This is a genomic window from Mycobacterium sp. IDUB_24 (assembly GCF_055419385.1).
In genome coordinates this window covers 289,283-315,834 of the sequence record NZ_JBVAXO010000007.1, presented here as the reverse complement: position 1 = coordinate 315,834, position 26,552 = coordinate 289,283, and the positions used below count along the sequence as shown (strand labels likewise).

Genomic DNA, 26,552 nt, shown 5'->3' with positions numbered 1-26,552 from the left:
ATGACAGTCACACCGGCCGACCACCGATACCTTCAGGTGGCACGCACCCTGCGCAAGGAGATCGTCGACGGGGTCTACCCGGTGGGCTCACAACTGCCCACCGAACACGAACTCTGCGAGCGCTTCGAGGTCAGCCGCTACACCGTACGCGAAGCACTGCGGCGGTTGCGCGACGACAACCTGGTCACCTCGCGACCACGGGCCGGAACCACCGTGGCGCCCCGGGCCGCAGCGAATACCTATGCCCAGGACGTGGTCTCGATCAATGACCTGCTGGCGTTCGCCACCGGCGCCCAGTTCACCATCGAGTCCAACGCCATGGTCACGATCGACGGCGAGTTGGCCGAGCGCACCGGGCTCCCCCTCGGCGAGCAGTGGCTGGCTGTGCGGGGCTACCGCCAGGCCGACGACGGTGCGGCACCGGTATGCCGTACCGAGTACTACATCAACCGCGGCTTCGCCGGGGTCGGCCGGCTGCTGCAACGGCACTCCGGGCCGATCTTCCCACTGATCGAGGATCTGTTCGGGGTCAGCATCATCGAAGTGCACCAGGTAATTTCAGCGATCTCAGCGACCGATGAACTCGCCGCCGCCCTCAAGGTCGCCCCCGGTTCGGCGGCCCTGCAGATGCAACGGACGTACACCACCTCCGACGGGGAGGTCGCCCAGGTCACCGTCAACACCCACCCCTCGGACCGGTTCCGGCATGCTATGACGATGCGCCGGGTCAAGGGCTGAGGCGCGGTGCGAAGGAACGCTGTGGGCCACAGAGACCAAGCCCGCGCGGCCGACGCCTACGCCCGCGGGCTGTGGGTGTCCACCACCCTGGCCGACGCGCTCGCCGACGCGGCGCGTGACAGCCCCGGTCGGGTTCTGGTGATCGACGCGGACATCACGCTGACCGCCCACGAATTACACACCCGGGCACAGGCTCTGGCCCTGCAACTGACCGGGTGGATGCCCCAGGGCAGCGTGGTCTCCTTCATGCTGCCCAACTGGCACGAGGCCGCGATCATCTATCTGGGCGCCACGCTGGCCGGCATGGTGGTCAACCCGATCCTGCCCTCACTGCGGGACCGGGAACTGTGCTTCATCCTGGATGACGCACGCAGCCGAGCAATCTTCATCCCCGCCCAGTTCGGCAACCACGACTACGCGGCAATGCTCACCCGGGTCTGCACACAGCTGGACGCACCTCCGGAAGTCATGGTGCTGCGGGGCGATCCGGGACCACACCGGGCATTCACCGCCCTGCACGATGTGCCGGATCGGGATCTCCCGACGCTCGACCCGGACGACATCCGGATGATCATGTACACCTCCGGCACCACCGGGCGCCCCAAAGGCGTACTGCACAGCCACAACTCGATCAACGCTCTGATCCGCCAGTTGGGCGAACACTGGATGATCGACCCCGGTGACACCTTCCTGGTGCCCTCCCCCATCGCGCACATCGGCGGCTCGATCTACGCCTTCGAATGCCCGCTGCTGCTGGGCAGCACGGCGGTGCTGATGCAGCGCTGGAACGCCGACGGCGGCGTGGCACTGATGTCCGAACACGGGTGTACCCACATGGCCGGGGCGACACCGTTTCTGGAACAACTGCTCGTTGCCGCCGAACGGGCCGGCACCCGACTGCCTGCTCTCAAGGTGTTCATCTGTGGTGGCGCGTCGGTACCGCCATCGCTCATCCGGCGGGCGTCTGACTACTTCGACCGGGCTGTCGTCAGCCGCGTGTACGGCTCCACCGAGGTTCCGGTCACCACCGTCGGCTCACTGGACCCGGGCGCGGTCGAGTACGCCGCCGAGACCGACGGCCGGCCCGGGATCGCCGAGGTGCGGCTCGTCTCCGGCGAGATCCGGGCCCGCGGTCCACAGATGCTGCAGGGTTATCTGCACTCCGAGGACGAGATCGAATCCTTCGACGAGGACGGCTTTTTCCGCACCGGGGACCTCGGCCGCTGGGTGGACGGCGAATACCTGCAGGTGACGGGACGGGCCAAAGACCTCATCATCCGCAACGGTGAGAACATCTCACCCAAGGAAGTCGAAGACATCCTGGTCGGTCAACTCGGCATCGTCGAGGCGGCCGTGGTCGGTCTGCCCGATGAACGTACCGGGGAACGGGCCTGCGCCGTACTGGTGACGGCCGATGGCCGGCACCCCGGCGTGGCCGACGTGGGCCGGGTGCTGGCCGAGCACGGGCTGGCCCGGTTCAAATCGCCCGAGCGGGTGGAGGTCTGGGATGCCCTGCCGAAGAACGATGCGGGCAAGGTGCTCAAGCACCACATTCGAGCGACGCTGAAGGGTTGACCACAATGCAGGTTGCGATCGTCACCGGAGCCAGCAGCGGCATCGGGTTCGGCTGTGCCACCACGCTTGCCGAGGCCGGAATAGCCGTGCTCGGCACCGGACGCGATGAGGAGCGGCTCGGCGAACTGGCCAAGGCTGTCCGCGATCCGGACCTGATCGCCACGCTGTCCGTCGACCTCACCGCCGACGATGCCCCACAACGCATCGTCGAGGCTGCGCTGACCCGCTGGGGCCGCATCGACTTTCTCATCAACAATGCCGGTGTGGGCAGCCCCAAGCCCCTGCACGAAACCGATGACGCAACCCTGGACTACTTCCTCGGGATCATGCTGCGCGCACCATTTCGGTTGGCCCGCGACGTGATACCGCACATGGCGCCCGGTTCGGCGATCATCAACATCACCTCGACATTCGCGGTCGTCGGCGGATTGCGCGGCGGGGCATACTCGGCGGCCAAGGGCGGGTTGACGGCGCTGACCACTCACATCGCCTGCCAGTACGGCGCCCAGGGCATCCGCTGCAACGCGGTCGCCCCGGGCGTCACCGTCACGCCGATGGTCGAAAAGCGCCTCGACGACCCGGGCTTCCGCAAGATGCAGACCGAGATGACCCCGCACACCCGACTGGGCCGGGTCCAGGACATCGCGTCCACCGTGGCATTCCTGTGCTCCGAGGGCGGCAGCTTCATCAACGGACAGACCATCGTCGTCGACGGCGGTTGGAGCTCGACGAAGTACCTGTCCGATTTCGCACTGAACGCAAAGTGGACCGCCCAATGAATGTCTTCGCCGTACTCGATCAGGCCGCGGCGAGATTCGGCGACAGCGGCGCGGTTTTCCTCGGCGAACGTCAATTACTGACGTGGGCACAGTTACGTGATCGCGTGCTACGGCTGGCCACCGCGCTGAAGACCCTCGGCGATCGCGGCACCCGCATCGCCGTCGCGAGCGAGAACCGGCCCGAGATCGTCGAGCTGATGTTCGCCATCTGGGCGGCTGAATGCGTATTCGTGCCGATCAACTACAAGCTGCATCCCCGCGAGATGGCCGACATCGTGGCGGATTCCGGTGCGGCGCAGGTGTTTGCCTCGGCCAAGATCACCGACGGCTTGGCTGCCGGCATCGAGGCCCCCGTCGAAACGATTGGCAGCCAGTCCTACTCGGACCTGTTCAACGCCGAGCCGGCGACCCCGCCGGCGACCGATCCGGATACCCTGGCGTGGCTGTTCTACACCAGCGGTACCACCGGAAAGTCCAAGGGCGCCATGCTGTCCCACCGCAATCTGATGGCGATGACAGTGGCGCACCTGGCCGATTTCGACGATCCGGACGAGAACTGCAGCCTGATCCACGGCGCCCCGATGTCGCATGGTTCGGGCCTTTACATCCCGCCGTACGTGCTACGCGGTGCCCGTCAGGTAGTGCCCGAATCTGCCGCGTTCGAACCCGACGAGTTCCTGGACCTGTGCGGCCATCATCCGGGCAGCAGCGCATTTCTGGCGCCGACCATGGTGCAGCGCCTGATCCAGACCGGCAGGCCCCGCCCGGAGAACCTGAAAACCGTGGTCTACGGGGGCGGGCCGATGTACGTCGACAGCCTCAAAAAGGCGCTGGCCGCCTACGGGCCGATTTTCGTGCAGCTCTATGGGCAGGGCGAGGCACCGATGACGATCACGGGGCTGCGCCGGGCAGATCACGTCGTAGCCATCGACACAGCCGACGACGCGATCCTCGGCTCGGTGGGCTATCCGCGCTCCGGCGTGGAGGTCGCCGTGCTGACCGAGACGGGCGAGCCCGCAGCCATGGACGGGATCGGTGAGATCGTCTGCCGCGGCGACGTCGTCATGTCCGGCTACTGGAACAACCCGGCCGCCACCACCGCCACGCTCAAAGGCGGCTGGCTGCACACCGGCGACATGGGTTCCTTCGATGCCCGTGGCTATCTCACCCTGCGTGACCGGTCCAAGGACGTGGTGATCAGCGGGGGCAGCAACATCTATCCGCGCGAGGTGGAAGAGGCTCTGCTGGAACATCCCGATGTGGTCGAGGCCGGCGTCGTCGGCGCGCCGGACGCCGATTGGGGCGAGGTGGTGGTCGCGTTCGTGGTGTGCTCCGAAACGAACAGCGCCGACGCCGCTGCGCTCGACGCGCATCTGCTGGAACGGATCGCCCGGTTCAAGCGACCCAAGCGGTACGAGTTCATCGACGCACTACCGAAGAACAGCTACGGCAAGGTGCTCAAGCGCGAACTGCGCGCGCGCCTGGTTTGATTGCGCCGGCGGAGAAAGTCCTCACCACATCAGGCCGCGGATCAGCTCGGTCGGCGGGATGTCCTCGGCCGCAACCAACCCCGATGGTGCGCGGCATACCCAGTCGATCGCGTTGACCACCCGGGCGGCCGTGGAGACGCACCCGGCGTCGGTCACGTCGAGCACCGGATGGGACAGCTCAGTGCTCACCTCGATGCGCGGCTCGCCCTCCACGATCACCTTGTGCACCCCGGACTGACCTTCCGGCGGATACTCCCAATCCGGCGCGGCCGCCGGGGTCAGTCGTGTGGTGTGCTCGATCGTGATGACCGGGACGCCGCCGCGCACGCCTTCGGCGGCGAACCGCACTCCGGCGAGTTGCCCTGGCTCGACGGTCATCATCGTGCACTCGATGCGCTCGGGGCTGTACCACGGCTCGAATCGCTGGCCGACCTCGTCGAGTTCCACCCCGAGCCGGTCGGCGAGGTTGCGCACCAGGCCGCCGAACATCGAGGTGACCACCCCGGGCTGGAACGCCATCGGCAGGTCGTCGTCAGGCGTGGTGCCGAAACCCATGGCGGTGCCGGTGTATTCGTAGTCATCGTAATTGCCGTAGTCGAAGATCTCCTTGACCGTCACCGACTCGGCCCGAGTGACCAGGCTGAGCGCGGCATACACCGCGGTATCTCCCGAGTAGCCGGGGTCGATGCCGTTGACATACAGCGTGGAATTCCCAGCGGTGCAGGCCTTCTCGAGTGGCACCCGCAGCCAGTCGTCGGCCTGGCGCGGTGTCACCAGCCACACCATCGATGTCCCGACCACGTTGATGCCGGCCGCCAGGAACCGGGACATCTGTTCGATGGCCTCCATCGGCCGGGTCTCGCCCAATGCCGTGTACACCACACAATCGGGCTCGAGCGCGATGAGCGCGTCGATGTCGTCGGTGGCGACCACGCCTGTCGGCGCACTGCGCCCACACAATTCGGCAGCGTCGCGGCCGATCTTCTCGGGGCCCGCGGCATGGACACCGACCAACTTCAAATCGGGCCTGCCGATGATCGCGGCCAGCGAATGCCTACCGACATTGCCCGTCGAGAATTGAACCACTCTGCGCACGCGCGCTCCGTTCTTGCTCAGTAGTCGGGAATCGGCAGTGGCGAGTTGTTCGAGTCGATGCCGCCGTCGACGTGGAAGATGGCGTTGGTCGCGTAGCAGTCCCGGGTGGACAGGTAGACGCACAATCTCCCGAGATCCTCCACGTCACCAAGGCGATGCAACGGCGTCGCCTCTTTCATCTTCTCCAACGACCCGGGTAACAAGTCAAGGCTCCCTTGTAGACCCTCGGTCGCAAAAGACCCCAGGGCGATCGCGTTCACCCGGATCTTGGGCGCCAGCTCCTGCGCCATGGCCCGCGTCAGCGCTTCCAGCCCGCCCTTGGCGACGCAGTACGCCGTCAACGCACGAATGCCGAAACGCGCTGAGCCCGAGGATATGTTGACGATCGATCCGCGGCCGGCGTCGATCATGTGGGGTGCCACGAGCTGACTCATGATGAACGCCGACGTGACGCACCAATCGAACGTGTGCCTGAAGTCCTCGTCGGTGATGTCGAGGAACCGTGCGTAGGTCGAACCACCGACGTTGTTGATCAGGATGTCGACGCGACCGAACCGCTCCATCGCTGTGCCGACCACGCGTTCACCGTCAGACCGGTTCGTCGCGTCGGCGACCACCGCCACGCCCTTACCTCCCGCCTCTTCGATACCGGTGATGGTCCCGACGATGTCGGATTCCGTTCTGGCCGTGCCGACGACGGTGGCACCGGCCTCGGCCAACACTCGCGCAATCCCCTGCCCGACACCTTTTCCGGCGCCGGTCACGATCGCGACCTGGCCGTCCAGGCTGAACTGCTCCAGTGCCATGGCGTCCCTCCCCGTTGCGGCTGCTGCCATGCGTGTGCGCAGCCGATTGACTACCCCAGTTCGTTGACTATAGTCAGCGTGCATGAACTTGCCAACGTTCAATTTGAACCGTGGCGACAGCCGAGACACGACGTCACGCCCGTCAACGAGCGGGCTGGACGAACACATGGCAGCCTCGCAGCGGGCGCAACGGCAGGCCGACAAATGGCTCATATCCGGCAGCCTGCTCATCGGCACGGCGGCGCTCGGCATCTTCGGTCTGCCGCTCTTCCTGCGCGGGGTCTGGCTGCTACGCAAGGCGCAGCGCGACGGGCTGTCCGTCCGCCCGATGCTGGTCACGCTGATCGGTTATCTGGTCATCATCGACGCCGCGATCAACACCGTCGGGTGGGCGCTGGACCTGGCCGCCAACCACACCATCTTGGCCCGAATTCTGTTGAACGGCTGGGGCGCAATGTTCGATGCGGGCTACTTCTGGCACTACAACGAGCTCTGGCTCGGCGGGGCCGCCGGCCCCGGCGAGAAGGCCATGGAAGTCGGCATGATCCTCACCGTCTTCACCATGCGGATCGCCGCGGGCATCGGATTCCTCCAGATGAAGCGATGGGGCCACCAGTGGATGATCATCACCTGCTGGATGGGGATCGTCATCTGGTGTCTGTACGTGTTCAACATGACGATGTTCGCCGATGTCCGGTTCGCCGGCGTCGTGCTGCCGGTCGTCGGCTGGTGGCTCTACGACATCTTCTACATCACCCCGTTCCTCGCGATCCCGTACCTGCATTCGGTCAACCGCGAGATCTTCTCCGACTAGTCAATGACTTCACTCATTGACTGCAATCAGTAATTGCACTAGAAAGAGCGGACCATGACGCCACAGGTCAAGCAGTCGGCGCGAGAGCTGCGCCGGCTGCAGACGCGGGAGCGGATACTCGGTGCGGCCATAGCCGAGTTCCGCGCCTCGGGCATGGCCGGAGCCGACGTCGGCGCCATCGTCAGCGCCGCGGGCGTGGCGCACGGAACCTTCTTCTTCCACTTCCCCAGCAAGGAGCACGTCCTGCTGGAGCTGGAGAGTCGCGAAGAAACACGCATGGCAACCGAATTCGCCCACTTCCTCGAAGCCGCCCATGACCTCGCGACGGCGCTCACCGAACTCGTCCACCTAGTGGGTCGCCTGGAACAGCGCTTCGGCCCGATACTGTTCAAAGAGCTTCTCGCGCTGCACTTCTCACCGTCGCGTCCCACCAAAGACGAATGGACCGATCATCCGGTGATCGTGCTGCTCGTCGGCGAGATCGAGCGCGCCCGCGGCGACGGCGAGGTGCATCCCGAGGTCGACGCCTTCTACAGCGCCGCATTCTTCCTACTGGGTATCTACGGCGTGCTGAGCACCACCACCAACAGCGAACACCGCGACGCCATGCTGGCCAACCTGGTCATCACCGCGCGGCGAGGACTGGAGATCCGATGAACCATCCCTTCTGTGAGGAGAACTGACGTGGCCGGCTGGATTTGGGAGATACTCCGCTATGTGGCCGCCTGGGGCGGTACGGGCCTGATCATCTGGTTCTGGTACTGGATGTTCTCCAATATCGGCACCTTCTGACGGCATGACGCAGCAGATGCCGGAACTCAGCGAAGCCCACGCCATGGCGACCGAGCGCAGTTGCGCCGTCACCGCCGTGGCCTTGAGCAACCAGCGCCGTATCGGGGCGCGCCTCGTCAGCGGTCAGAATCGCGGTTTCGGCCTGAGTTCTCTGCTCGACGTCGTGCACGTGCCCTATCCGCCACGACGCGACTGGTCCCGGCGAATGCTGACATGCGGTGTGGCACTGCAATGCTCGCCGTCCAAGGAACGCATCGTCGACTACCGGCTCAACGAGCTGTCGACCCGTGAGCTGGCCGCACTCACGCTCGTCGAGTCCGGCGTCGCGTTGGGCTGGGTCGCCGCGAACTGGCCCGGACTGCTGGCAGATCTCCGCGCGGCACTGCCGCACCTGGAACCCGCCAGTGCCGACATGGACGCCAAGGAGATGCTGAACCGGGCCATCGCCCTGGCGCGCACCTCTCAGCGGTTCCCCATCGATCCACTGCTCGGCAGTCTGCCGCGGGCCTACACGCTGCCACAGGGCCTGTCCGACAAGCTGCGCCGCACGTTCGGGCGGCTGCCGTGGACCACGAACCAGAAGCGTTCACCGGCCCCGCACTCCGTCCCCGCGGGCGGCGACGGTGGGGTCCGCAATTCCAACCTTCCCCCGCCGAGCCGGCCCCAGGACAACGACCTCGACATCACCCCCGACCACCGGCCGGGCATCCCCTATCCGGAGTGGAACGCGTGGACGCAGAGCTTCATGCCGAACCACGTCGCGGTTCTCGAACAACCGCGTACCGGCCGTGACCGGCAGCCTGGCGCGGTCGCCGTCGATGTCCGGAAGTGGTTCGAGGAGAACACCCATCGGGCGATGAAGAACCGGCTGGAAGACGGGTCCGACCTGGACGTCGACCAGTACGTCAACCACTACATCGACGTGACGACGGGTGAGGCGGTCGAACCGCGCCTGTTCCGTGAACTGCTGCCGGCCAGCCGCGACGTCACCACCGCGCTGCTGCTGGACGGCAGCTCCTCGCTCGGGGTGCACGGCGGCAAGATCTTCAAACTCGAGCTGGCCTGCGCCGACGCGCTGTCGCGCGCGATGACATCGGCCCGGGAACGGCACGGCATCTTCACGTTCACCGGGAACACCCGCCATCGCGTGGAAGTCAGCTGCCTCAAGGACTTCGCGGAGCGGCGTTTCGTCCCGCCCGGCAGCCTGGGCCTGTCCACCGGCGGCTACACCAGACTCGGTGCGCCACTGCGGCACATGACCAGCCGCCTGCTCGCACAGCCCTCGGAGCGCAGGTTGCTGATCGTCATCGGTGACGGGCTGATCTCCGACGAAGGGTACGAAGGCCGTTATGCCTGGGCCGATGCCGCCCACGCTGTCGAAGAAGCCAACGACGCCGGCGTCTCCATGTACTACGTCGGAGTCGGGCCCACCCGTGTGGACCCCCTGCCGGAGGTGTTCGGACCCAAACGGTCCCAACGCATCCGCCGCATCGAAGAACTTCCCCGCGTCCTCGCTCACGTCCACAGGGAGCTGGTCACCTCATGACAGATACGTACTACGCCAACGGCAACGAGGTTCAGCTGTTCGAGCAGGCCTGCCGGCAGCGGTTGCCGGTGATGCTCACCGGCCCGACAGGCTGCGGGAAAACCCGCCTCGTCGAGCACATGGGCACCCTGCTGGAAAGACCCGTCGTCACCATCAGCTGCCACGACGACCTGACCAGCTCGGACCTCGTCGGCCGGTTCATGGTGACGGGCGGCGACGTGGTCTGGACCGATGGGCCCCTCACGCGAGCGGTCAAGGCCGGGGCGATCTGCTACCTCGACGAGGTCGTCGAGGCACGCCACGATTCGCTGGCCGTCCTGCACTCGCTCACCGACCACCGGCGCACGCTCTACCTGGACCGTGCGGACGAAGTCGTCCATGCGCCAGAGACTTTCATGCTGGTGTGCTCGTACAACCCCGCCTATCGCAGCTCACTCAAGGAGCTCAAGCCGTCGTTCCGGCAGCGGTTCGTCACACTGCCGATGCACTACCTACCGCCCGACCGCGAGGCCGAGGTGATCGTCGCCGAAGCGGGCGTCGGACTGCCCACCGCGCAGCGGCTGGTCCGGTGCGCAACCGCGATCCGGACCGCTGACGAGGCCTTCCACTTCGAACCGCCCTCCACCCGGGTGCTGGTCACCGCGGGCCACCTGATCGCGGCCGGCGCAACGGAACTCGAAGCAGCCGAGGCATGTGTGCTCGCCCCGCTGTCGAGCGAGGGCGCCATCACCGAAGGACTGCGGGAAGTGGCTGCGGCCAGTCTCGCCGACGTCAACAGCACAAGTACCTAGGAAGGAATCGCCGCCATGGTGGATCAGAAGGAACGCAACCGCAAGAAGGCGCTGATCGTGTTGCAGATCGTCATCTACGGATATCTGCTGACCATGTTTCTCATCCAGCTGTACATGTCCTTCGCCCGAGGCTGGTGGGATCTGTGAACATTCCTCTGCTGAACCGGAAATCGGGCGCCAAGGTCACCCCGACCGTTCCGCTGGAGGGTTCCGGCAACCTCGAAGAGCACCATGAGGCGTCCCGGCTGGCGCAGCGGCGGGCCGACAAGTGGATGATCGTCGGCGCGGGCCTGATGGGCATGTGGGCGCCCGGGCTGATCGGGTTACCCATCTTCATGCGCGGCGTGTGGTTACAGCGCCAGGCGCTGCGCGCAGGGTATTCCGTCCGGCCGATGATCGTGACGCTGATCGGCTATCTCGTGCTGATCGACGGCATGCTCAACAGCCTCGGTTGGGCGCTGGACCTGGTCGCCAACCACACCCTCATCAACCGCGTGCTGATGGTCGGTTGGGGCGCCATGTTCGACGCCGGATACTTCTGGCACTACAACGAATTGTGGGTAGGCGGAGCCGCCGGACCGGGCGAGAAGTCCATGGTGTTCGGCATGATCCTCACCGTCTTCGCCATGCGGTGCGCTGCGGCGATCGGCTTCTTGCAGATGAAACGCTGGGGCCACCAATGGATGATCATCACCTGCTGGATGGGTGTGCTCATCTGGTGTCTCTACGTGTTCAACATGACGATGTTCGCCGATGTGCGCTTCGCAGGCGTCGTGTTCCCGGTCATCGGCTGGTGGCTCTACGACATCTTCTACATCACCCCGTTTCTCGCGATCCCGTACCTGCACACGGTGAACCGCGAGATCTTCTCGGACTAAGGAGCAACTGTGACAACAACACCTGAAGCCGTTGAGGAGAAGGCCGAGGATCTCCCCCCGGGGACCACGCCGTACTACGCGCGCATGCACAAGTGGATCAAGCGCGCCGTCCTGGTGTGCCTGATCGCCCTCGTCATCGAAGGCGCGTTCACGCTGCCGTTCATGGCGGTCTACTACGGGTACCCCACCTTGAGCCTCACCGAGATCTGCAGTGAACTGCTCAAGGTCCGCTATTCCGACGACACACTCGAATGCAAGGTCCCGTACCCGGCATTCGGGCCGCCCGAAGGCGCCGAAGGCAAGGACACGGCGCAGGACCAGTGGGGAATCCAGCCGGTACCCAAGTACAACAGGATCGGGTTCCGTGAGCTGGTCCAGATCCACCAGGAACGTGAAGCACGTGAGGCACGTCAAGCCGCAGGACAGCAGCAGAACCCATAGGAGCCCGACTGTGCCGGAATCGCTGGAACGCCACGCCGAGAACTGGGACCTGCGCCACCAGGACTTCAACGACAACGACTTTCTCTACGACGTCTACTCGGTGATGCGGCAGCAGTCACCGTTCGCCCGCACTGACAACCCGTTCCTCAGCGCGACGCCGACGGGTGCGTGGGTGGCGGTGCGCTACGCGGAGTGTGTCCAGATCCTGCAGGACTGGGAGCACTTCTCCAGCAATCCGACGCCGGAGGGAGCTGAGCAACTCGCCGGTGATCTGGTGATCACCCTCGACCCGCCGCGGCAGCAGAAATTCCGCAAAGTCCTCAACCCCTACTTCTCGCCGGGCCGGATGAAGGCACTGCGGCCCGAGATCGGCGCCGAAACCGACCGGCTCATCGACGATTTCATCGAGAGCGGATCCGGCGACCTCGCCCAGATCGCCTGGCGCCAACCCGGCGTCGTGTTCTTCAAGTACCTGCTCGGCATGCCGGTCGACGACGTCCCGCTGTGCGTCGAGCTCACCGACACCGCACTCAACGGCGCGACCGAGCAGGACCGGATGAGCGCCTGGGGCGCGCTGTATCAGCACCTGCACGACGCCGTGACCGTGCGCATGGACCAGCCGCCCCGTGACGACATGATCGACGTCCTGCTCTCGGCCGAAATCGACGGGGAGAAGCTGTCATTCGGCGACGTCGTATCCAACGCCATGCTCCTGGTCCAGGCCGGACTCGAGACAACCGCCAGCGCAATGTCTTTCGCCTACCACTACCTCGCCACCGATCCGGCCGAGCGCGACCGCCTCACCGGCGATCCCGAACTCCTCGCCCGCGCGGTGGAGGAATTCATCCGGTTCGCCGGATCGATCCACGGCATTCCCCGCACCGTCGCCAAAGAAGTCGAACTGAGCGGCTGCACCTTTTCGCCGGGCGAGTCGGTGATCGTCAACTACGCCTCCGCCAACCGCGACGAACAGGAGTTCCCCGACGCGGGCCGCTGCATCCTCGACCGCCGCGAGAACCGGCACCTCGGCTTCGGCGCCGGGGTGCACCGCTGCCTCGGGTCCAACCTGGCCCGCCTGGAGTTCCAGGTGGGCCTGGAGCGGGTGTTGTCCCGGATGCCCGACTTCACGCTCGCAGGAGACGAAGTCGCACGGTTTCATGGCAACTCCGTCACGCGCGGATTCCGCTCGGTGCCCGTGGTATTCACACCTGGTGAGCGGTCCACGGTATGACCTACCGGGTCGTGCAGTGGACGACGGGCAACGTCGGCCGCAAGTCGGTCCATGCCATCGCCGCCAACTCGGATCTGGAACTCGTCGGGTGCTACGCCTGGGCGCCCGACAAAGTCGGCAAGGACGTCGGCGAACTCTGCGGTATCGAACCGCTGGGTGTGACAGCCACGGACGATGTCGACACGCTGCTCGCGCTGAAGCCGGACTGCGTCGTCTACAACCCGATGTTCGCCGACGTGGACGTCCTGGTCCGCATTCTCGGCGCGGGTGTCAACGTCGTCACCACCTCCGAGTTCATCAACGGCCACAGCCTGGGCGAGGGCCGTGCACGCGTCGTCGACGCGTGCGAGCGGGGCGGCTCGACCATCTTCGGCAGCGGCATCAACCCGGGCTTCATCCAACTCTTCGCCGTTGTCACCGCAGGCATCTCGGACCGCGTCGACCGGATTTCGATCGTGGAGTCGTTCGACACCACCATCTACAACTCACCGGCCACCGAGATCCCCATGGGCTTCGGCTATCCCATCGACCAACCCGATCTGCATGCGATCACCGAGAACGGGTCCGGCATCTTCCGGGAAGCGGTGCAATTGGTGGCCGGCGCCCTGGGTGTGCGGCTCGACGCCGTGCGCTGTGAAGCCGAGTACGCCCAGACCACCGAAGAACTCCAGCTGCCCGGCGACTGGACCATCAAAGCCGGCTGCGTCGCGGGTATCGACGTCAGATGGAAGGGATTCGTCGGCGACCGCGACGTGATCGAGATCCGTGGAGTATGGACCAAAGGCCAGTCGCTGGAACCGGTCTGGCCCACCAGTTTCGGGTACACCGTCACCGTCGAGGGCCGGCCCACCATCACGAGCACGCTGAGCTTCGAACCCCCACCGGACTTTGTGGCCGAAACTCTGGACGATTTCATCATGCTCGGACTTACCATCACCGCGATGCCCGCAATCACCGCGATCCCGGCGGTCGTCGCCGCGCCCGCAGGCATCGCCACCTACAACGACCTGCCGCTTCTACTGCCCCGAGGTGTCCTGAATGTCTGAGAGAACCTATCGCATCATCCAATGGATGACCGGAGACGTCGGTCGGGTCGGTGTCCGGCATTTCGCCGACAGCCCGGTATTCGAACTGGTCGGTGTTCTGGTGCACAGCAAGGAAAAAGTCGGCAAGGACGCCGGTGAGATCGTCGGTGTCGCACCCACCGGCGTCATCGCCACCGACGACATCGACGCGATCATGGCGCTCGACGCCGACTGCGTGTTTTACACGCCGATCATCATGGACGTCGACACCGTCTGCCGGCTCCTGCGCTCGGGCAAAAACGTGGTGACCACAAGCGGCTTCTTCCATCCGTCACCGGATTTCCGCGAGCCCGCCGAACAGATCCGGGCCGCCTGCGCCGACGGTGGCACCTCGTTCCACGGCGGCGGCATCCATCCGGGCTATGCCGGCGACATCCTTCCGCTCACGCTTGCCCGCGTGATGAACAGGATCGACACCATCCACGTGTACGAGGTCGTCGACGTCTTGAAGGACGCGCCGATGGACCACATCGACTGGATGGGATTCGGCAAGGACAAAGACACATTCCTCACCGAGCCAACGATTCTGGGACTCGGCCTGCCGTTCTTCGCGCAATCGATGCACATGATCGCCGACGGCCTCGGCGTGACGATCGACGAGGTGACCGCCGCCGAGGTCGACATCGCGACGGCTGCCGAGGACATCCCGCACGACGAGGGCGCGATCGCGAAGGGCACCGTCGCCGCCCAGCGGCACGAATGGACCGCGTGGGTCGGCGGGCAACCACTGATCGTCTTCCACGCGATCTACGTGACCGCGGGCCCCGAAAAGCTTGAACCGGCCTGGGATTGGGGCGAAACGCGGTACGAGATCGTGATCGACGGCGACCCGCCCACCGAGCTGACCCTCAAAGGTGTCAGGCAGAAGGACGGCACCATGGCCCATCCCGGCTACGACTGGACGGCCATGGGCGCCATCAACGCGATCCCGGACGTCTGCGATGCCCCGCCGGGCTGGCTCAACCACCTCGACCTCGGGCTCGTCCGGCCCCGCGGCCTGGTCCGGAAATGAGCACAGAATCGTCACTGCACCACGTCGTGTTCGCCGTCGCCGCGGACCGGCAAGCCGGCATGGTCCAGTTGTTCACCGACCTGGGATTCACCTTCAACACTGCGGAACTCACCGACCTCGGCGTGCACGTACAGCTGGATTGGGACCGTGGCGTCGAGTTGATCAGCCCGGTGCCCGGCTCGACCGCGTCGGTGGCGGCGTCGGTGAACGACTTCCTCGACCGCCACGGCGACGGTGTGTACACCGTGGTACTCCGAGTGCCCGACGCCGCGGCGGCCGAGACCGTGGCCGAGCGCTACGGGTCGGCGACGCGGTTCAAGCAGGAATTCTCCGGCGAGGGGTCCTATCTCGACGAGATCGACCTGTCCGTCCTGGGTCTGCCGCTGACGTTCCTTTCCACCAACGTCTGACGAAAGCGCGGGGATTGCCATGACTGTCGACACCACGAAGCCCAGCGTCTTCGACGCCGGACTGCCGACCCTCGACTACTCCGTCACCGACACCCCGCAGCAGATCTATCCGCAGTTCCGGGCGGCTCAGGAAGTCGCGCCGATCGCACTCGGTCCGATCGGGCCCGAAGTGCTGTCCTACGAGATGGCCCGCGCCGTACTACGCGATCCGCGGTTCGGGATCCCTCAGGGCATTCACCTGTCCGCCCACGGCATCACGTCGGGTCCGTTGTGGGACAGGGTGACCCGCAGCATCCTGAACATGGAAGGTGAGGAACACCGCCGGTTGCGCAGCCTGGTCGCCCGGGCTTTCACGCCACGTGCCACCGCGCGCATGCACGACGCGATCCACAGTGTCGTCAACGAACTGCTCGACAGTATTCAAGACGCCGGCCGGTGCGAGTTCGTGGCAGACGTCGCGCGGCCGTATCCGATTCCGATCATCTGCGCCCTTTTCGGCGCACCGCGCGAGGACTGGCAGCAGTTCTCCCGCTGGGCCGAGGACATCTTCAAAATCGTCAGCTTCGACTGCGACCTCGCCCAGGAGGAGCCGGTCGTACTGAAGGCGTGGGGCGAGTTCGACGACTACATCGATGACATGATCGCCAGCCGGCGCCGGCACCTGACCGACGATCTGTTATCGGACCTGATCCGGATCGAAGACGGCGGCGATCGGCTGGACGCCGCCGAGCTACGGATGCTGGCGTTCTCCATCCTGGTCGCCGGAACCGACACCACCCGCAGTCAGCTGGCAGCCTCGATGCAGGTGCTCTGCGACCACCCCGACCAATGGGCCCTGCTCCGGGAGCAGCCGGAGCAGGCGATGCGCGCCGTCGAAGAGACCATGCGCCATTCACCGTCGATGTGCAGCACCGTGCGCAGCGTCGCCGATGACGCCGAGATCGGCGAGTACACGTTTCCCGCAGGGACTTTCATCATCGTGAACACCTACGCGGCCAACCGGGATCAGTCCGTCTACGACGACCCGACCCGCTTCGACATCACCCGCGAGGACCCGCCGCCGATCCTGACCTTCGGTGGCGGCGTGCATTACTGCCTGGGCGCCAACCTGGCGCGGCTCGAGCTCGCGGAGGCACTCACAATCCTGTCTCGACGGCTCGGAAACCCCCGGGTGGCCGGGCCGGTGCCCTGGAAGCCACTGCTGGGCCTCAGCGGCCCCACCAGCCTGCCGCTGGAGTTCGACCGCCCATAGCGCGCGAGCAGACACAAACCTGCCTGTTTTCGCTTGAGAAAGGGCAGGTTTGTGTCTGTTCGCGAGAGAAACTACGACGACGCGTAGAGCGCCTTGAACTTGTTGAGCGACTGCTGAATATCGCCCTTGAGCGCAGCGGCCACCACCATGCCGATCGGCCCGAACAGCGCCGGCCCACCGAGGTGGACATCGAAGGAGACTTTCGCGCCCTCTCCCCCATCCACCGAAGCCGGCGTGATCTTTCCGATCAGCTTGACCTTTACCCCACCCCGCCCCTCACCGTTGAGAGTCAGGGACTGCGGCGGCTTGTAGTTCACGAGCGTCCACTTCACGCGGTTCAGCATGCCCTTGACTTCGACGATCGAGTCGATGACCGTGCCCTTTTCCAGGGTCTCGGGCAACTGCGACCGCCAGGCGCGGTGGATGCTCAGCCACTCGTCGTAGCGGGACAGATCAGAGGCGTACTCCCACGCCTTCTCCGGCGGCAACGGAACATCGACGGAGACAGACAATTTAGCCATAGTTTACTGCTGCGGTTCGTCCTTGTTGATTGCGTTCTTGGCCGCTTCCTGCGCCTTGTCCACATGCTGGCTGTACTTGCCCTGCGTCTTGTCGTCGACGATGTCGCCGGCCTTGTCGATGGCCTGCTCGACCTTGTCAGCGTTCTGCGACAACAGTTGCTTCGCCTTGTCCAGGAATCCCATGAGCCCACCCTATCGTTTCGACATCTTCTCGGTATTCAACCGAACCTCGCACATTCTCCCCGCTGCCAGCTATCTCCACAACCGGCGCTTCTCCCCCAGCACCCGGCCCTGGACCCACCACAGCGCTTCGATCAGCGAGGCCCCGACCAGGCCGATACCCAGTGCGATCGCGGTGACCTTGAGGTTCGACGGATCCAGCATGAACAGTCGTTGAGCCAGCGGCAAACAGAAGATCAGCACATACGCCAGCCCCGACGTCGCGACCAGCGCCACCCGCCACCACTCGTACGGCCGGGCCACCACCGACAGCACCCACAGCGAGGACACCAACAGCGTGATCAGCGCCGCCGTCGACGCCTGGGTCTGTTCCACCGGACTGGCCGCACGGCCCTGATAGGCCACGAGGTAGGAGACGAACGTGGCGGTGCCGACCACCAGGCCCGAGGGCAGTGCCGCCGTCATCACCCGGCGCACGAAACCGGAGTGGGCCCGTTCGGTGTTCGGTGCCAGCGACAAGATGAACGCCGGGATGCCGATGGTGAACCACGCCGCGATGGTGACGTGGATGGGTTGGAACGGGAACAACAGCGGATCGGTGCCGAACCACTTGGACGACAATCCGGCGAACCCCACCAAGATCGCCAGCAGCACCGAGTACACGGTCTTGGTGAGAAACAGATTCGAGACTCGCTCGATGTTGCCGATCACCCGCCGGCCCTCGCCGACCACGTAGGGCAGCGTGGCGAACTTGTTGTCCAGCAACACGATCTGAGCCACCGCACGCGAAGCCGAACTGCCCGAACCCATCGCGACGCCGATATCGGCATCCTTGAGGGCCAGCACGTCGTTGACACCGTCCCCGGTCATGGCAACGGTATGACCGCGTGACTGCAGGGCATGCACCATGGCCCGCTTCTGATCCGGGCGCACCCGGCCGAACGTCGTGTACTGATCCAGGGCCTCGGCCAGCTGATCCGGTTCGTGGGGCAACTGCCTGGCGTCCATCGTCTCGCCGTGCAGGCCCAGCTTGCCCGCCACCGCACCCACCGAAACCGCGTTGTCTCCGGAAATCACCTTGACCGAAACATGCTGGGAAGCAAAGTAATCGAGCGTGTCACCGGCGTCGGGACGGATGCGCTGCTCCAGCACCACCAGCGCAACCGGCGTGACGGCACCGGGGGCCTGGGGAGCGTCGACCGACAGATCGGAAGAACCCACCAGCAGCACCCGCAGGCCCTGGGCACCGATCTGCTCGGCCTGCTCGGCCACCGGCGAGCCGGGATCCAGCAGTACATCCGGGGCGCCGATCACCCAGTTGCCGTGCTCTCCGTAGGACGCACCGCTCCACTTGGTGGCCGACTTGAACGGAGCCGTCGCGGTGGCCTGCCAACCCGGTGGCTTGGCGAAAGCTTCGGCGATGGCCACCATGCTGGCGTTGGGCCGGGCATCATCGGCGGCGAGCTGCGCCAGCGCGGAGGCGACCTCGGTGGTCGGGTTTGCGTCGCAAGCCTTGAGATCGCTTACCCGCATGCCGTTTTCGGTCAGCGTTCCGGTCTTGTCCGCACACACCACGTCAACCCGGGCCAGACCCTCGATCGCGGGAAGCTCATTGACCAGGCACTGGCGCCGACCCAGCCGCACCACGCCCACCGCGAACGCGATCGAGGTCATCAGCACCAGGCCTTCGGGGACCATCGGCACCAAGGCGCCCACCATCCGCAGCACCGCGTCCTGCCAGTCGGCCTGGGTGGTGAACAGCTGGGTGTAGATGGTGAGCAGGCCGGCCGGCACCAGCAGGTAGGTGATGAACTGCAGAATCTTGTTGATGCCGTTGCGCAGCTCGGATTTCACCAGGGTGAACTTCGAGGCCTCCTCGGCGAGCTTGGCGGCATACGCCTCGCGCCCCACCTTGGTGGCGCGATAGGCACCCGAGCCGGCCACCACGAAACTGCCCGACATCACCGCGTCGCCCACATCCTTGGCGATCGGATCCGCCTCACCGGTCAGCAGCGACTCGTCGACCTCGAGATTGGATTCCTCGATGACCTCGCCGTCCACCACGATCTGATCGCCAGGACCGAGTTCGATGATGTCGTCGAGCACGACCTCACTTGGCAGCACGTCGCGACGACCCGACGCGCGACGCACCGTGGGCCGGGCCTGCCCGACGATGGCCAGCTTGTCCAATGTCTGCTTGGCGCGAATCTCCTGGATGATGCCGATCGCACTGTTGGCGATGATCAGCAGGCCGAACGCACCGTTGATCACCGATCCGGTGGACATCACGATGAGGAACAGGACGCCGAGAATCGCGTTGATCCGGGTGAAGACGTTGCCGCGAACGATCTCCGAGACGCTGCGGGCGGCCCGCGTCGGGACATCGTTGCTCTTACCCTCGGAAACCCGCTGAGCCACCTCGGCTTCGGTGAGACCAGAGACATTGATCGTCGTCATGCGCGCGAAGTCCTCGTCCCGTCGGAGTCGTGATGATCAGACGTCAGTTTGCCACCCGAGGGCCCTCAGAACTCCCACCACGGATCGAGCGCCGCGGAATCGGCATCAACTCGTTGCCCGGGACGAGGCACCGCGATCTGCACACCGGCCGGGTCCGCCGCCGTCAGCAACCGCCGCACCGGATCGGCCCAGGGGTGCGGGGCCAACCGGAACGTCGCCCAGTGGACCGGCACCAGCAAGCCCGAATCGGTGACGTCCAGATGTGCACGCACCGCCTCCTCGGGGTTCATGTGGATGTCGGGCCAGCTCGGGTGATACGCCCCGACCGGCAGCAGAGTCAGATCGAAAGGTCCGTATTCCGAACCGATTTCGGAAAAACTCTTGGTGTAACCGGTATCCCCGCCGAAGAACGCCCGATGTTGCGGTCCGATGACCGCCCACGAGGCCCAGAGCGTGGTGTTGCGCTGGAACAGCCGCCCCGAGAAATGCCGGGCCGGCGTGCACACCAGGGTCAGCTCGCCGATCCGGTGACTCTCGTTCCAGTCCAACTCGATGATCCGGTCTTCAGGGATCCGCCACTTGCGCAGATGCGCCCCGATGCCCAGCGGCACCACGAACGGCGCGCGTTGCGTGCGGGCCAATCCCAGGATGGTGTCGATGTCGAGATGGTCGTAGTGGTCGTGGCTGATCAGCACGGCGTCGACGGCAGGCAGCGCCTCCAGCGGCAGCGGTGGTTCGTGCAGCCGCTGGGGGCCCACCACCCGCGACGGCGAACACCGACTGCTCCACACCGGATCGGTCAGCACGCGGAAACCGTCGATCTCGATCAGCGCAGTGGAATGCCCGTACCAGGACACCGCACACACCGCGGCGTCCCCGTCGACCGGTTCGGCCAGCGGGATCGGTCCAGCCGGCCGGCTGTCCGAGCGCGAGCTCATCATCTCCGAGATCAGCATGCGCCACTCTTCGCCGCTCATGCTGACGCCGGGCGAGGCCGGCTCGATATTGACGAACACACCGTCGGCGTACTGGGTGGACCGCTGCGCCGCCGGGCGGATATCGCGAGGCAAGGCCCCCACCGAGGCATAGGTTCCGTTCAGCGCACGCACCAACCACCCACCGGCCAGCAGTGACGCCGTCCGGGCGCCCAACCGCAGTGCAGCGCGCAGCATGTCAGGCCCCGATGAAGTTGGGCGGCCGCTTCTCGATCCGCGCCACCTGCGCCTCGATGACGTCCTTGGATGCCCACGCCTTGTCGAACAGCTCCTGGTGGACCGGCCAGGACTCCTCGTAGGCACCGTCGTCGTTGAGAACGCGTTTCGCGTGCTGCAACGCCAGCGGTGCGAATCCGGCCAGCTCTGCGGCCCACTTCTGGGCGTCGGCCAGGGAACCGATGCGGTTGGCCATTCCGGTCTGCAGCGCGGTTTCGGCGGACAGCTTCTCGGCACCGAGCAGCATGCCCCGTGCGCGGCCGTAGCCGACCAACGAGGTCAGCCGCCTGATGCTCCAGTTGTCCAAGGCCAGGCCGTATCGCGCCACCGGGAACTGGAAGTAGGCGTTCGGGGCAACGACCCGAAGATCGCAGATCATCGACAGGATCACACCCGCACCGATCGCCGGGCCGTTGATCGCGCCGATGACCGGAACCGGGGTCGCGTCGATCGCCAGGTTCAGTGCCTTGGCCTTGTCGGGAAGCTTCTCGGCCATACCGGCGGCATCGGTGAGGTCAGCCCCGGAGCTGAACACCGGACCAGCACCGGTCAGCACGATGGCCCGGACATCCTCGGTCACGGCGCTCTCCACCGCTTCCCGCAGGCTGTCGACAAGCTCGCAGTTCAGCGCGTTGCGCCGCTCTTCGCGTTGCAATTCCAGGGTCAGGACATTGCCGTCTCTGGTGACACCAATCATGCCGCCAGCCTAACTACGCTCAAAGCCGTGAGTCGGATCGGCGCCCGTGCGCTTCGTGATGCAGTGCTCGATGAGGGTTCGTTCATCAGCTGGGATTCCCCGCCTCTGGAGGTCGCCCGTTCCGAGGACTACCAGCGCGAACTGGCCGAAGCGTCCTCGAAGACCGGGCTCGACGAGTCCGTGCTGACCGGGGAGGGCACCATCTTCGGCCGCCGCGTGGCGGTGGTGGTCTGCGAGTTCGACTTCCTGGCCGGCTCGATCGGGGTGGCCGCCGCCGAGCGGATCACCGCCGCAGTGACACGCGCGACAGCCGAAGGTCTGCCGTTGCTGGCCTCACCGAGCTCGGGTGGCACCCGCATGCAGGAAGGAACCGTGGCGTTCCTGCAGATGGTCAAGATCGCCGCGGCCGTCGAACTGCACAAGCAGGCCCACCTGCCCTACCTGGTGTACCTCCGTCACCCCACCACCGGCGGCGTGTTCGCCTCCTGGGGGTCGCTGGGGCACGTCACTGCCGCCGAACCGGGCGCACTGATCGGCTTCCTCGGCCCCCGGGTGTACGAGCACCTGTACGGCGAGCCGTTCCCGCCCGGGGTGCAGACCGCCGAGAACCTGCATGCCCACGGCGTCATCGACGGGGTGGTGCCGCTCGCACTGCTGCGCGACACCCTCGACCGCACCCTGCGGGTGGTCTTGGACTCTCCTGTCCCGCCCCCGGCCGCCGCGCCCCCTGAACCGCTGCCCGACGTGCCGGCCTGGGAATCGGTCAAGGCCTCGCGGCGGCCGGACCGGCCCGGGGTCGGTTATCTGCTGCGCCACGGCGCCACCGACCGGGTGCTGCTGTCGGGCACCGAGCGGGGCGAGGCCGCGACGATGCTGCTGGCCCTGGCCCGCTTCGGCGGACAACCCGCGGTGGTCCTGGGTCAACGCCGCAGCGAGGGCGGACTCGTCGGGCCCGCCGCGTTGCGCGAGGCCCGGCGCGGCATGGCCTTGGCGGCCGGACTGCAGCTGCCGCTGGTCCTCGTCATCGACACCCCCGGCCCGGCCCTGTCGATCGAGGCCGAGCAGGGCGGGCTGGCCGGTGAGATCGCCCGCTGTCTGGCCGAACTGGTCACGCTGGACACTCCCACGGTGTCGGTGCTGATGGGTCAGGGCAGTGGCGGGCCCGCCCTGGCGATGGTGCCCGCCGACCGGGTGCTGGCCGCCGCGAACGGCTGGCTGGCCCCACTGCCGCCCGAGGGAGCCAGCGCCATCGTCTACCGCGACACCGCGCATGCCCCGGAACTGGCTGCCGCCCAAGGGGTTCGCTCTGTCGACCTGTTACGCAACGGCATCGCCGACGTGATCGTGCCCGAACATCCCGATGCCGCCGACGAACCACGGGCGTTCACCGAGCGGTTGTCCGCCGCGATCGCCGGCGAGCTGTCTTCGCTTCGTGTGGTGCCCGGCGAGCAGCGGCTGCAGACCCGGCTGGACCGCTACCGGCGCATCGGGCTCTGACTCCCGGCGATTTCGGTGCGTTTGGTAACGCTGACCGTTACCGGACGCACCCAAATCGCTCGTCAGACTTCGATCGGCGGGTTCAGCCGGTCCATCGTGTACTGCCGGTCCCGACGCGCGGCCCACGAACTGCCGGCCAGCGAGGCCGCCAGCACACCGACCAGCACCGCGATCGCGATCCACAACCGCGAATCGATCCCGCCCACGATCAATTGGCGAAGACCGTTGACCGCGTACGTCATCGGATCGACCGGGTGCAGTATCTGGAACGGCTTGGCGGTGGTCTCCACCGGATAGATGCCGCCGGCCGAGACCAGTTGCAGCATCAGGAAGGCCAGCGTCACGACCCGGCCCACCGACACCCCGAACAGGGCGTTGAATGCCTGGATCAGGGCCAGGAACGTGCCCGCGACCAAGAACAGGAATGCCACGGTGGCCAGCGGGTATTTCGCCTGCAGGCCGACCCCGAAATGCACCACCACATACATGACCACGACCTGGCAGAACACGATCAGCAGGGCGGGCCAGTAGGACGCCAGCACCACGCGCAACGCACCCAACCCGTTGACCACCGGGCGGGACTGCAACGGCTTCAACAACATCCAGATGATGAGCGCGCCGATGAACAAGGCCAGCGGCAGGAAGAACGGCGCGAAACCGGTGCCGAACGTGGCGGCCGGATTGTGGGTCTGGATGTCCAATGCCACAGGGGCGGCCAGGGTCCGCGCCACCTCGGTGCGCTGCTTCGGGGTCCAGGACGGAACCTGCGTCGAGCCCTCCTTGAGCGCGGTGGCCAGCTGCTGATTGCCGGCCTGGAGTTTTTCCGTACCGGCGGCGAGTTCGCCTGCACCACTGGATAATTGGCGACCACCGTTGGCCAGCTGCACCAGACCGCTGTTGAGCTGCTTGGCGCCGCTGTTCAGCTGGTGCGCGCCGTCACGCAGTTTGACGACGTCGGAGCGTAATCCGCCGGTGAGCGCCTTGTTGATGAACACCCGCAGCTTGCTGTTCGGATCACCGAGTTCGTTCTCCAGCTGGGTGGCATTGTCCCGCAACCGGATCAGCCCCTCGTCGGTGGTGGGGTCGAGACCGCGGGAGACCAGCAGGCGCTGGGCGCCGGCCAGGAACTCCCCGGTGTCGCGCACGGTGGGGTCGGGGCTGTTGCGCAGCATGCCGACCGCCTGGTCGACGATGGCCGCGGCCTGGGCCTGGTCGATGTTCAGCGCCGCGATCCGGTCAGTGGTCGAGCGCACCGCACCCGACAACCGCTGCGCGGCCATGCCGACCTCGTTGGGATCCAGACCGAGTCCGCTGACCCGGTCCAGCACCGTCAGCAGCGGATCGGTGGCGGTATCGACCGCAGTCGACAGTTGCCTGGTACCAGCGGCCAACTGAGCAGACCCGTCGCGGGCGGTGACCAGCCCGGTGGTGAGGGCGTCGGCCCCGGCCGCCAACCGGTGTGCGCCGTCATTGGCGGCCGTGCTCCCGGTGGCCAACTGCTGCGCGCCGTCGGCCGCCTTGACCAACCCGGTGCCGGCATCGGTCAACCCGGTCAGCACGGTGCCGAGCGTGCGTTCACCGATCTTCGCGTTGATCTGATTGATCACCTCACGCGCCGCGTTCTGGCCGATGATCGACCCCAGGTAGTTGTTGGCGTCGTTGAAGGTGAAGCGCACGTTGGCCTGGTGCGGGGAACCACCCGACGGTGACGAGATGCTGGTGCTGAAATCCTGCGGCAGCGTGATCGAGAAGTAGTACTTGCCGCTGGAGACACCCTCGGCGGCTTCGGCAGCCGAAACCCGGTGCAGCTGAAGCTGACCCGAATCCACCAGCGCGTCGGCCACCTCGTCCCCGGCCTTGATCTGCTGGCCCTCCGCCACGGTGCCCTGGTCCTCGTTGACCAGCGCCACCGGAACCTTGTCCACCTCACCGAACGGATTCCAGAACGCCCACAGGTACATCGCGCCGTACAACAGCGGCAGCAAGATGACCGTCACGAGCGCGATCCGCGGCATCGTGCCACGCGAGAAACGTTTGAGGTCAGTACCCAACGACATTCCGGCTAGCACGGTTACTCGCCACCTTTCTGCGAACCGGCCGGCTCGGCCAGCGTCGTATTGGGCACTGTCAGTTGAGCGCGCACGGCCGCGGCCAGATGGCCGGGCACCCCGTTGACGGTCGCGGTGATCACGGTCTGCTTCTCCCCCAGCGCGATCAGACGGCCCAGCACGATGTCGCGGTTGCGGTCGTCGGTCAGGTGGTCCAGGTTGCCGACCACCAGCAGCGGCGGGGCCGAGGTGTTGGCCAGCGCGATGCGCAACAGGATCTGATCGAGCTCGGTGAGCCCGTCGAAGTACGCCGTCAGCGAAGGCAACGGCAACTCACCGAAGACCGGCGCGCACATGGCGGCCAGTGCATCTTCGTCAGCCCGGCCCACCAGGGTGTACCAGGGCGCGTCCCAGCGGCGTTGTTCGGTCACCAGGTCGCGCACGGTCACGGACTCGGACACCGTGTCGAGTTCATCGATCCCGGCCAGAGCCGCGGAACGGAAGATATCGGTGGCGCGGGTGCGACCGAACACGGTCAGCTGACCGCGCGCGGTTTTCATCCGCCCGGCCAGGGTCATCAGCAGTGCGGTGCGACCGGTACCCGCCGGCGCGACCAGCACCGTGACGCCCCCTTCCTCGATGTCGAGGTCGACGGGCCCGTACACCGGGCCCCATGGGCCGTGCATGGCGATCGCGCGCGCGGTGATTGCCGGTGGCTTTTGCTCGTCCTCACCGGTGTCAGGCTCGAGACTTTGCTCAGGCATAGGCACATCACAACACATCCGGCGGGTGCGCACAGGCAACCGGAAACCCGCGGCGGCCTGTCGATTCCTGGGTGAAGCGTGCGGGGACGCTTGGAGGCTTCTGGTGACGGCGGTCACGCCCAAGGCTCGCGGCGGCATTGCCGAACTGACACAACCGTTTTGGAGTCACAGATCCGACAGTGAACCGTGTTGACAATTTCGCGGTGTAGGGTTTCTAATGAAACCCGCGCTTCGTTAGGTGAGGCTCCTACACGAACACAGGCCACTGATCCGACGACGTCGAGAGACGCCCAGGATCAGGACAGGTCTTCCCGGCCCAAGGGATGACTCCAAGTGGCTTCCCATCCTGGTGGGACACGTCGTGTAGTGCCAAAGCTCTGATGAGGGAGTGCTCGCGCCAACCAGCGCGTTTGGCCATGTGCCCAACTTCCTCTTCAGCGCG

26 protein-coding genes and 1 riboswitch are annotated in these 26,552 nt (G+C 66.0%); of the genes, 17 read left to right on the top strand and 9 right to left on the bottom strand.

The annotated features are described in order from the left end of the window. Genes ACZYZF_RS24190 through ACZYZF_RS24175 form a run of 4 tightly spaced genes read left to right on the top strand, consistent with a single transcriptional unit; the run spans position 1 to position 4,582 of the window. Positions 1–738 (top strand): GntR family transcriptional regulator, encoded by a 738-nt coding sequence (locus tag ACZYZF_RS24190; RefSeq protein WP_463747196.1) that lies wholly within the window; start codon positions 1–3, stop codon positions 736–738. A gap of 21 nt (positions 739–759) precedes the next feature. Continuing rightward, the gene (locus tag ACZYZF_RS24185) at positions 760–2,313 is read left to right on the top strand and encodes an AMP-binding protein (RefSeq protein ID WP_463837029.1); all 1,554 of its coding nucleotides are present in this window, start codon (positions 760–762) and stop codon (positions 2,311–2,313) included. 5 nt (positions 2,314–2,318) lie between these two features. Next, positions 2,319–3,092 carry an SDR family NAD(P)-dependent oxidoreductase gene (locus tag ACZYZF_RS24180; RefSeq protein WP_463837028.1) on the top strand — a complete coding sequence of 258 codons (774 nt, stop codon included), beginning with the start codon at positions 2,319–2,321 and terminating at the stop codon, positions 3,090–3,092. Continuing rightward, on the top strand, positions 3,089–4,582 hold the full coding sequence (locus ACZYZF_RS24175) for an acyl-CoA synthetase (protein ID WP_463837027.1): 1,494 nt from the start codon (positions 3,089–3,091) through the stop codon (positions 4,580–4,582). The genes ACZYZF_RS24180 and ACZYZF_RS24175 overlap by 4 nt, the downstream gene beginning before the upstream one ends. A gap of 21 nt (positions 4,583–4,603) precedes the next feature. Here ACZYZF_RS24175 and ACZYZF_RS24170 read toward each other — a convergent pair whose 3' ends face one another. Both ACZYZF_RS24170 and ACZYZF_RS24165 read right to left on the bottom strand, forming a co-directional pair. After that, positions 4,604–5,677, bottom strand: a complete 1,074-nt coding sequence (locus ACZYZF_RS24170; RefSeq protein ID WP_463837026.1) for an NAD(P)H-dependent amine dehydrogenase family protein — start codon at positions 5,675–5,677, stop codon at positions 4,604–4,606. Positions 5,678–5,694: 17 nt separating this feature from the next. Continuing rightward, positions 5,695–6,483 carry an SDR family NAD(P)-dependent oxidoreductase gene (locus ACZYZF_RS24165; RefSeq protein ID WP_029110232.1) on the bottom strand — a complete coding sequence of 263 codons (789 nt, stop codon included), beginning with the start codon at positions 6,481–6,483 and terminating at the stop codon, positions 5,695–5,697. An 82-nt stretch (positions 6,484–6,565) separates the two neighbouring features. Here ACZYZF_RS24165 and ACZYZF_RS24160 point away from each other — a divergent pair, with 82 nt between their 5' ends. The 12 genes from ACZYZF_RS24160 (at position 6,566) to ACZYZF_RS24105 (ending at position 16,735) form a co-directional block, all read left to right on the top strand. Further along, positions 6,566–7,297 carry a hypothetical protein gene (locus ACZYZF_RS24160; RefSeq protein ID WP_463837025.1) on the top strand — a complete coding sequence of 244 codons (732 nt, stop codon included), beginning with the start codon at positions 6,566–6,568 and terminating at the stop codon, positions 7,295–7,297. Between the two features lie 54 nt (positions 7,298–7,351). Further along, a complete protein-coding gene (locus ACZYZF_RS24155; protein ID WP_029110234.1) occupies positions 7,352–7,954 on the top strand; it encodes a TetR/AcrR family transcriptional regulator in 603 nt (200 codons plus the stop codon). Positions 7,955–8,105: 151 nt separating this feature from the next. Further along, entirely contained in the window at positions 8,106–9,635 is a 1,530-nt protein-coding gene (locus tag ACZYZF_RS24150; protein WP_463747244.1) for a nitric oxide reductase activation protein NorD, read from the top strand. Beyond that, positions 9,632–10,426, top strand: a complete 795-nt coding sequence (locus tag ACZYZF_RS24145; RefSeq protein WP_029110236.1) for a CbbQ/NirQ/NorQ/GpvN family protein — start codon at positions 9,632–9,634, stop codon at positions 10,424–10,426. The genes ACZYZF_RS24150 and ACZYZF_RS24145 overlap by 4 nt, the downstream gene beginning before the upstream one ends. A 15-nt stretch (positions 10,427–10,441) precedes the next feature. Then, positions 10,442–10,573, top strand: a complete 132-nt coding sequence (locus ACZYZF_RS24140; protein WP_463747188.1) for a hypothetical protein — start codon at positions 10,442–10,444, stop codon at positions 10,571–10,573. Continuing rightward, on the top strand, positions 10,570–11,304 hold the full coding sequence (locus tag ACZYZF_RS24135) for a hypothetical protein (RefSeq protein ID WP_029110238.1): 735 nt from the start codon (positions 10,570–10,572) through the stop codon (positions 11,302–11,304). Before ACZYZF_RS24140 ends, ACZYZF_RS24135 begins: the two co-directional genes overlap by 4 nt. A gap of 9 nt (positions 11,305–11,313) precedes the next feature. Continuing rightward, on the top strand, positions 11,314–11,745 hold the full coding sequence (locus tag ACZYZF_RS24130) for a hypothetical protein (RefSeq protein WP_463837023.1): 432 nt from the start codon (positions 11,314–11,316) through the stop codon (positions 11,743–11,745). 10 nt (positions 11,746–11,755) lie between these two features. Then, on the top strand, positions 11,756–12,976 hold the full coding sequence (locus ACZYZF_RS24125; protein ID WP_463837021.1) for a cytochrome P450: 1,221 nt from the start codon (positions 11,756–11,758) through the stop codon (positions 12,974–12,976). Further along, positions 12,973–14,022, top strand: coding sequence for an NAD(P)H-dependent amine dehydrogenase family protein (locus ACZYZF_RS24120; RefSeq protein ID WP_463747184.1), 1,050 nt, complete (start codon positions 12,973–12,975; stop codon positions 14,020–14,022). Before ACZYZF_RS24125 ends, ACZYZF_RS24120 begins: the two co-directional genes overlap by 4 nt. Next, on the top strand, positions 14,015–15,073 hold the full coding sequence (locus tag ACZYZF_RS24115) for an NAD(P)H-dependent amine dehydrogenase family protein (protein WP_463747183.1): 1,059 nt from the start codon (positions 14,015–14,017) through the stop codon (positions 15,071–15,073). Before ACZYZF_RS24120 ends, ACZYZF_RS24115 begins: the two co-directional genes overlap by 8 nt. Then, the gene (locus ACZYZF_RS24110) at positions 15,070–15,483 is read left to right on the top strand and encodes a hypothetical protein (RefSeq protein ID WP_463837020.1); all 414 of its coding nucleotides are present in this window, start codon (positions 15,070–15,072) and stop codon (positions 15,481–15,483) included. Before ACZYZF_RS24115 ends, ACZYZF_RS24110 begins: the two co-directional genes overlap by 4 nt. Positions 15,484–15,502: 19 nt before the next feature. After that, a complete protein-coding gene (locus ACZYZF_RS24105; protein ID WP_463747181.1) occupies positions 15,503–16,735 on the top strand; it encodes a cytochrome P450 in 1,233 nt (410 codons plus the stop codon). 71 nt (positions 16,736–16,806) lie between these two features. Here ACZYZF_RS24105 and ACZYZF_RS24100 read toward each other — a convergent pair whose 3' ends face one another. The 5 genes from ACZYZF_RS24100 to ACZYZF_RS24080 form a co-directional block, all read right to left on the bottom strand. Next, positions 16,807–17,256 (bottom strand): type II toxin-antitoxin system Rv0910 family toxin, encoded by a 450-nt coding sequence (locus ACZYZF_RS24100; RefSeq protein WP_463747180.1) that lies wholly within the window; start codon positions 17,254–17,256, stop codon positions 16,807–16,809. Positions 17,257–17,259: 3 nt separating this feature from the next. Then, a complete protein-coding gene (locus ACZYZF_RS24095) occupies positions 17,260–17,439 on the bottom strand; it encodes an antitoxin (protein WP_029110248.1) in 180 nt (59 codons plus the stop codon). Between the two features lie 69 nt (positions 17,440–17,508). After that, positions 17,509–19,893, bottom strand: a complete 2,385-nt coding sequence (locus ACZYZF_RS24090) for a cation-translocating P-type ATPase (RefSeq protein ID WP_463837018.1) — start codon at positions 19,891–19,893, stop codon at positions 17,509–17,511. A gap of 65 nt (positions 19,894–19,958) precedes the next feature. Further along, complete coding sequence (locus tag ACZYZF_RS24085) at positions 19,959–21,065, bottom strand: MBL fold metallo-hydrolase (protein ID WP_463837017.1); 1,107 nt, start codon at positions 21,063–21,065, stop codon at positions 19,959–19,961. Position 21,066: 1 nt separating this feature from the next. After that, the gene (locus tag ACZYZF_RS24080; RefSeq protein WP_463747177.1) at positions 21,067–21,801 is read right to left on the bottom strand and encodes an enoyl-CoA hydratase; all 735 of its coding nucleotides are present in this window, start codon (positions 21,799–21,801) and stop codon (positions 21,067–21,069) included. Between the two features lie 27 nt (positions 21,802–21,828). Here ACZYZF_RS24080 and ACZYZF_RS24075 point away from each other — a divergent pair, with 27 nt between their 5' ends. Continuing rightward, a complete protein-coding gene (locus tag ACZYZF_RS24075; protein ID WP_463747176.1) occupies positions 21,829–23,298 on the top strand; it encodes a carboxyl transferase domain-containing protein in 1,470 nt (489 codons plus the stop codon). 62 nt (positions 23,299–23,360) lie between these two features. Here ACZYZF_RS24075 and ACZYZF_RS24070 read toward each other — a convergent pair whose 3' ends face one another. Together ACZYZF_RS24070 and ACZYZF_RS24065 are read right to left on the bottom strand one after the other, a co-directional pair. After that, positions 23,361–25,355, bottom strand: coding sequence for a YhgE/Pip family protein (locus ACZYZF_RS24070; protein WP_463837016.1), 1,995 nt, complete (start codon positions 25,353–25,355; stop codon positions 23,361–23,363). A gap of 14 nt (positions 25,356–25,369) precedes the next feature. Beyond that, entirely contained in the window at positions 25,370–26,110 is a 741-nt protein-coding gene (locus tag ACZYZF_RS24065; RefSeq protein ID WP_463837014.1) for an ATP-binding cassette domain-containing protein, read from the bottom strand. A 223-nt stretch (positions 26,111–26,333) separates the two neighbouring features. Then, positions 26,334–26,505: riboswitch (M-box (ykoK) riboswitch) on the top strand. The last annotated feature ends 47 nt before the right edge of the window (positions 26,506–26,552 follow it).

Coding starts and splice junctions, on each gene's coding strand:
- ACZYZF_RS24095 (WP_029110248.1), bottom strand. CDS start 17,439: ATGGGATTCCTGGACAAGGCGAAGCAACTGTTGTCGCAGAACGCTGAC.
- ACZYZF_RS24080 (WP_463747177.1), bottom strand. CDS start 21,801: ATGATTGGTGTCACCAGAGACGGCAATGTCCTGACCCTGGAATTGCAA.
- ACZYZF_RS24145 (WP_029110236.1), top strand. CDS start 9,632: ATGACAGATACGTACTACGCCAACGGCAACGAGGTTCAGCTGTTCGAG.
- ACZYZF_RS24070 (WP_463837016.1), bottom strand. CDS start 25,355: ATGTCGTTGGGTACTGACCTCAAACGTTTCTCGCGTGGCACGATGCCG.
- ACZYZF_RS24120 (WP_463747184.1), top strand. CDS start 12,973: ATGACCTACCGGGTCGTGCAGTGGACGACGGGCAACGTCGGCCGCAAG.
- ACZYZF_RS24165 (WP_029110232.1), bottom strand. CDS start 6,483: ATGGCACTGGAGCAGTTCAGCCTGGACGGCCAGGTCGCGATCGTGACC.
- ACZYZF_RS24110 (WP_463837020.1), top strand. CDS start 15,070: ATGAGCACAGAATCGTCACTGCACCACGTCGTGTTCGCCGTCGCCGCG.
- ACZYZF_RS24160 (WP_463837025.1), top strand. CDS start 6,566: ATGAACTTGCCAACGTTCAATTTGAACCGTGGCGACAGCCGAGACACG.
- ACZYZF_RS24155 (WP_029110234.1), top strand. CDS start 7,352: ATGACGCCACAGGTCAAGCAGTCGGCGCGAGAGCTGCGCCGGCTGCAG.
- ACZYZF_RS24115 (WP_463747183.1), top strand. CDS start 14,015: ATGTCTGAGAGAACCTATCGCATCATCCAATGGATGACCGGAGACGTC.
- ACZYZF_RS24190 (WP_463747196.1), top strand. CDS start 1: ATGACAGTCACACCGGCCGACCACCGATACCTTCAGGTGGCACGCACC.
- ACZYZF_RS24180 (WP_463837028.1), top strand. CDS start 2,319: ATGCAGGTTGCGATCGTCACCGGAGCCAGCAGCGGCATCGGGTTCGGC.
- ACZYZF_RS24175 (WP_463837027.1), top strand. CDS start 3,089: ATGAATGTCTTCGCCGTACTCGATCAGGCCGCGGCGAGATTCGGCGAC.
- ACZYZF_RS24105 (WP_463747181.1), top strand. CDS start 15,503: ATGACTGTCGACACCACGAAGCCCAGCGTCTTCGACGCCGGACTGCCG.
- ACZYZF_RS24085 (WP_463837017.1), bottom strand. CDS start 21,065: ATGCTGCGCGCTGCACTGCGGTTGGGCGCCCGGACGGCGTCACTGCTG.
- ACZYZF_RS24150 (WP_463747244.1), top strand. CDS start 8,106: ATGCCGGAACTCAGCGAAGCCCACGCCATGGCGACCGAGCGCAGTTGC.
- ACZYZF_RS24065 (WP_463837014.1), bottom strand. CDS start 26,110: ATGCCTGAGCAAAGTCTCGAGCCTGACACCGGTGAGGACGAGCAAAAG.
- ACZYZF_RS24090 (WP_463837018.1), bottom strand. CDS start 19,893: ATGACGACGATCAATGTCTCTGGTCTCACCGAAGCCGAGGTGGCTCAG.
- ACZYZF_RS24100 (WP_463747180.1), bottom strand. CDS start 17,256: ATGGCTAAATTGTCTGTCTCCGTCGATGTTCCGTTGCCGCCGGAGAAG.
- ACZYZF_RS24140 (WP_463747188.1), top strand. CDS start 10,442: ATGGTGGATCAGAAGGAACGCAACCGCAAGAAGGCGCTGATCGTGTTG.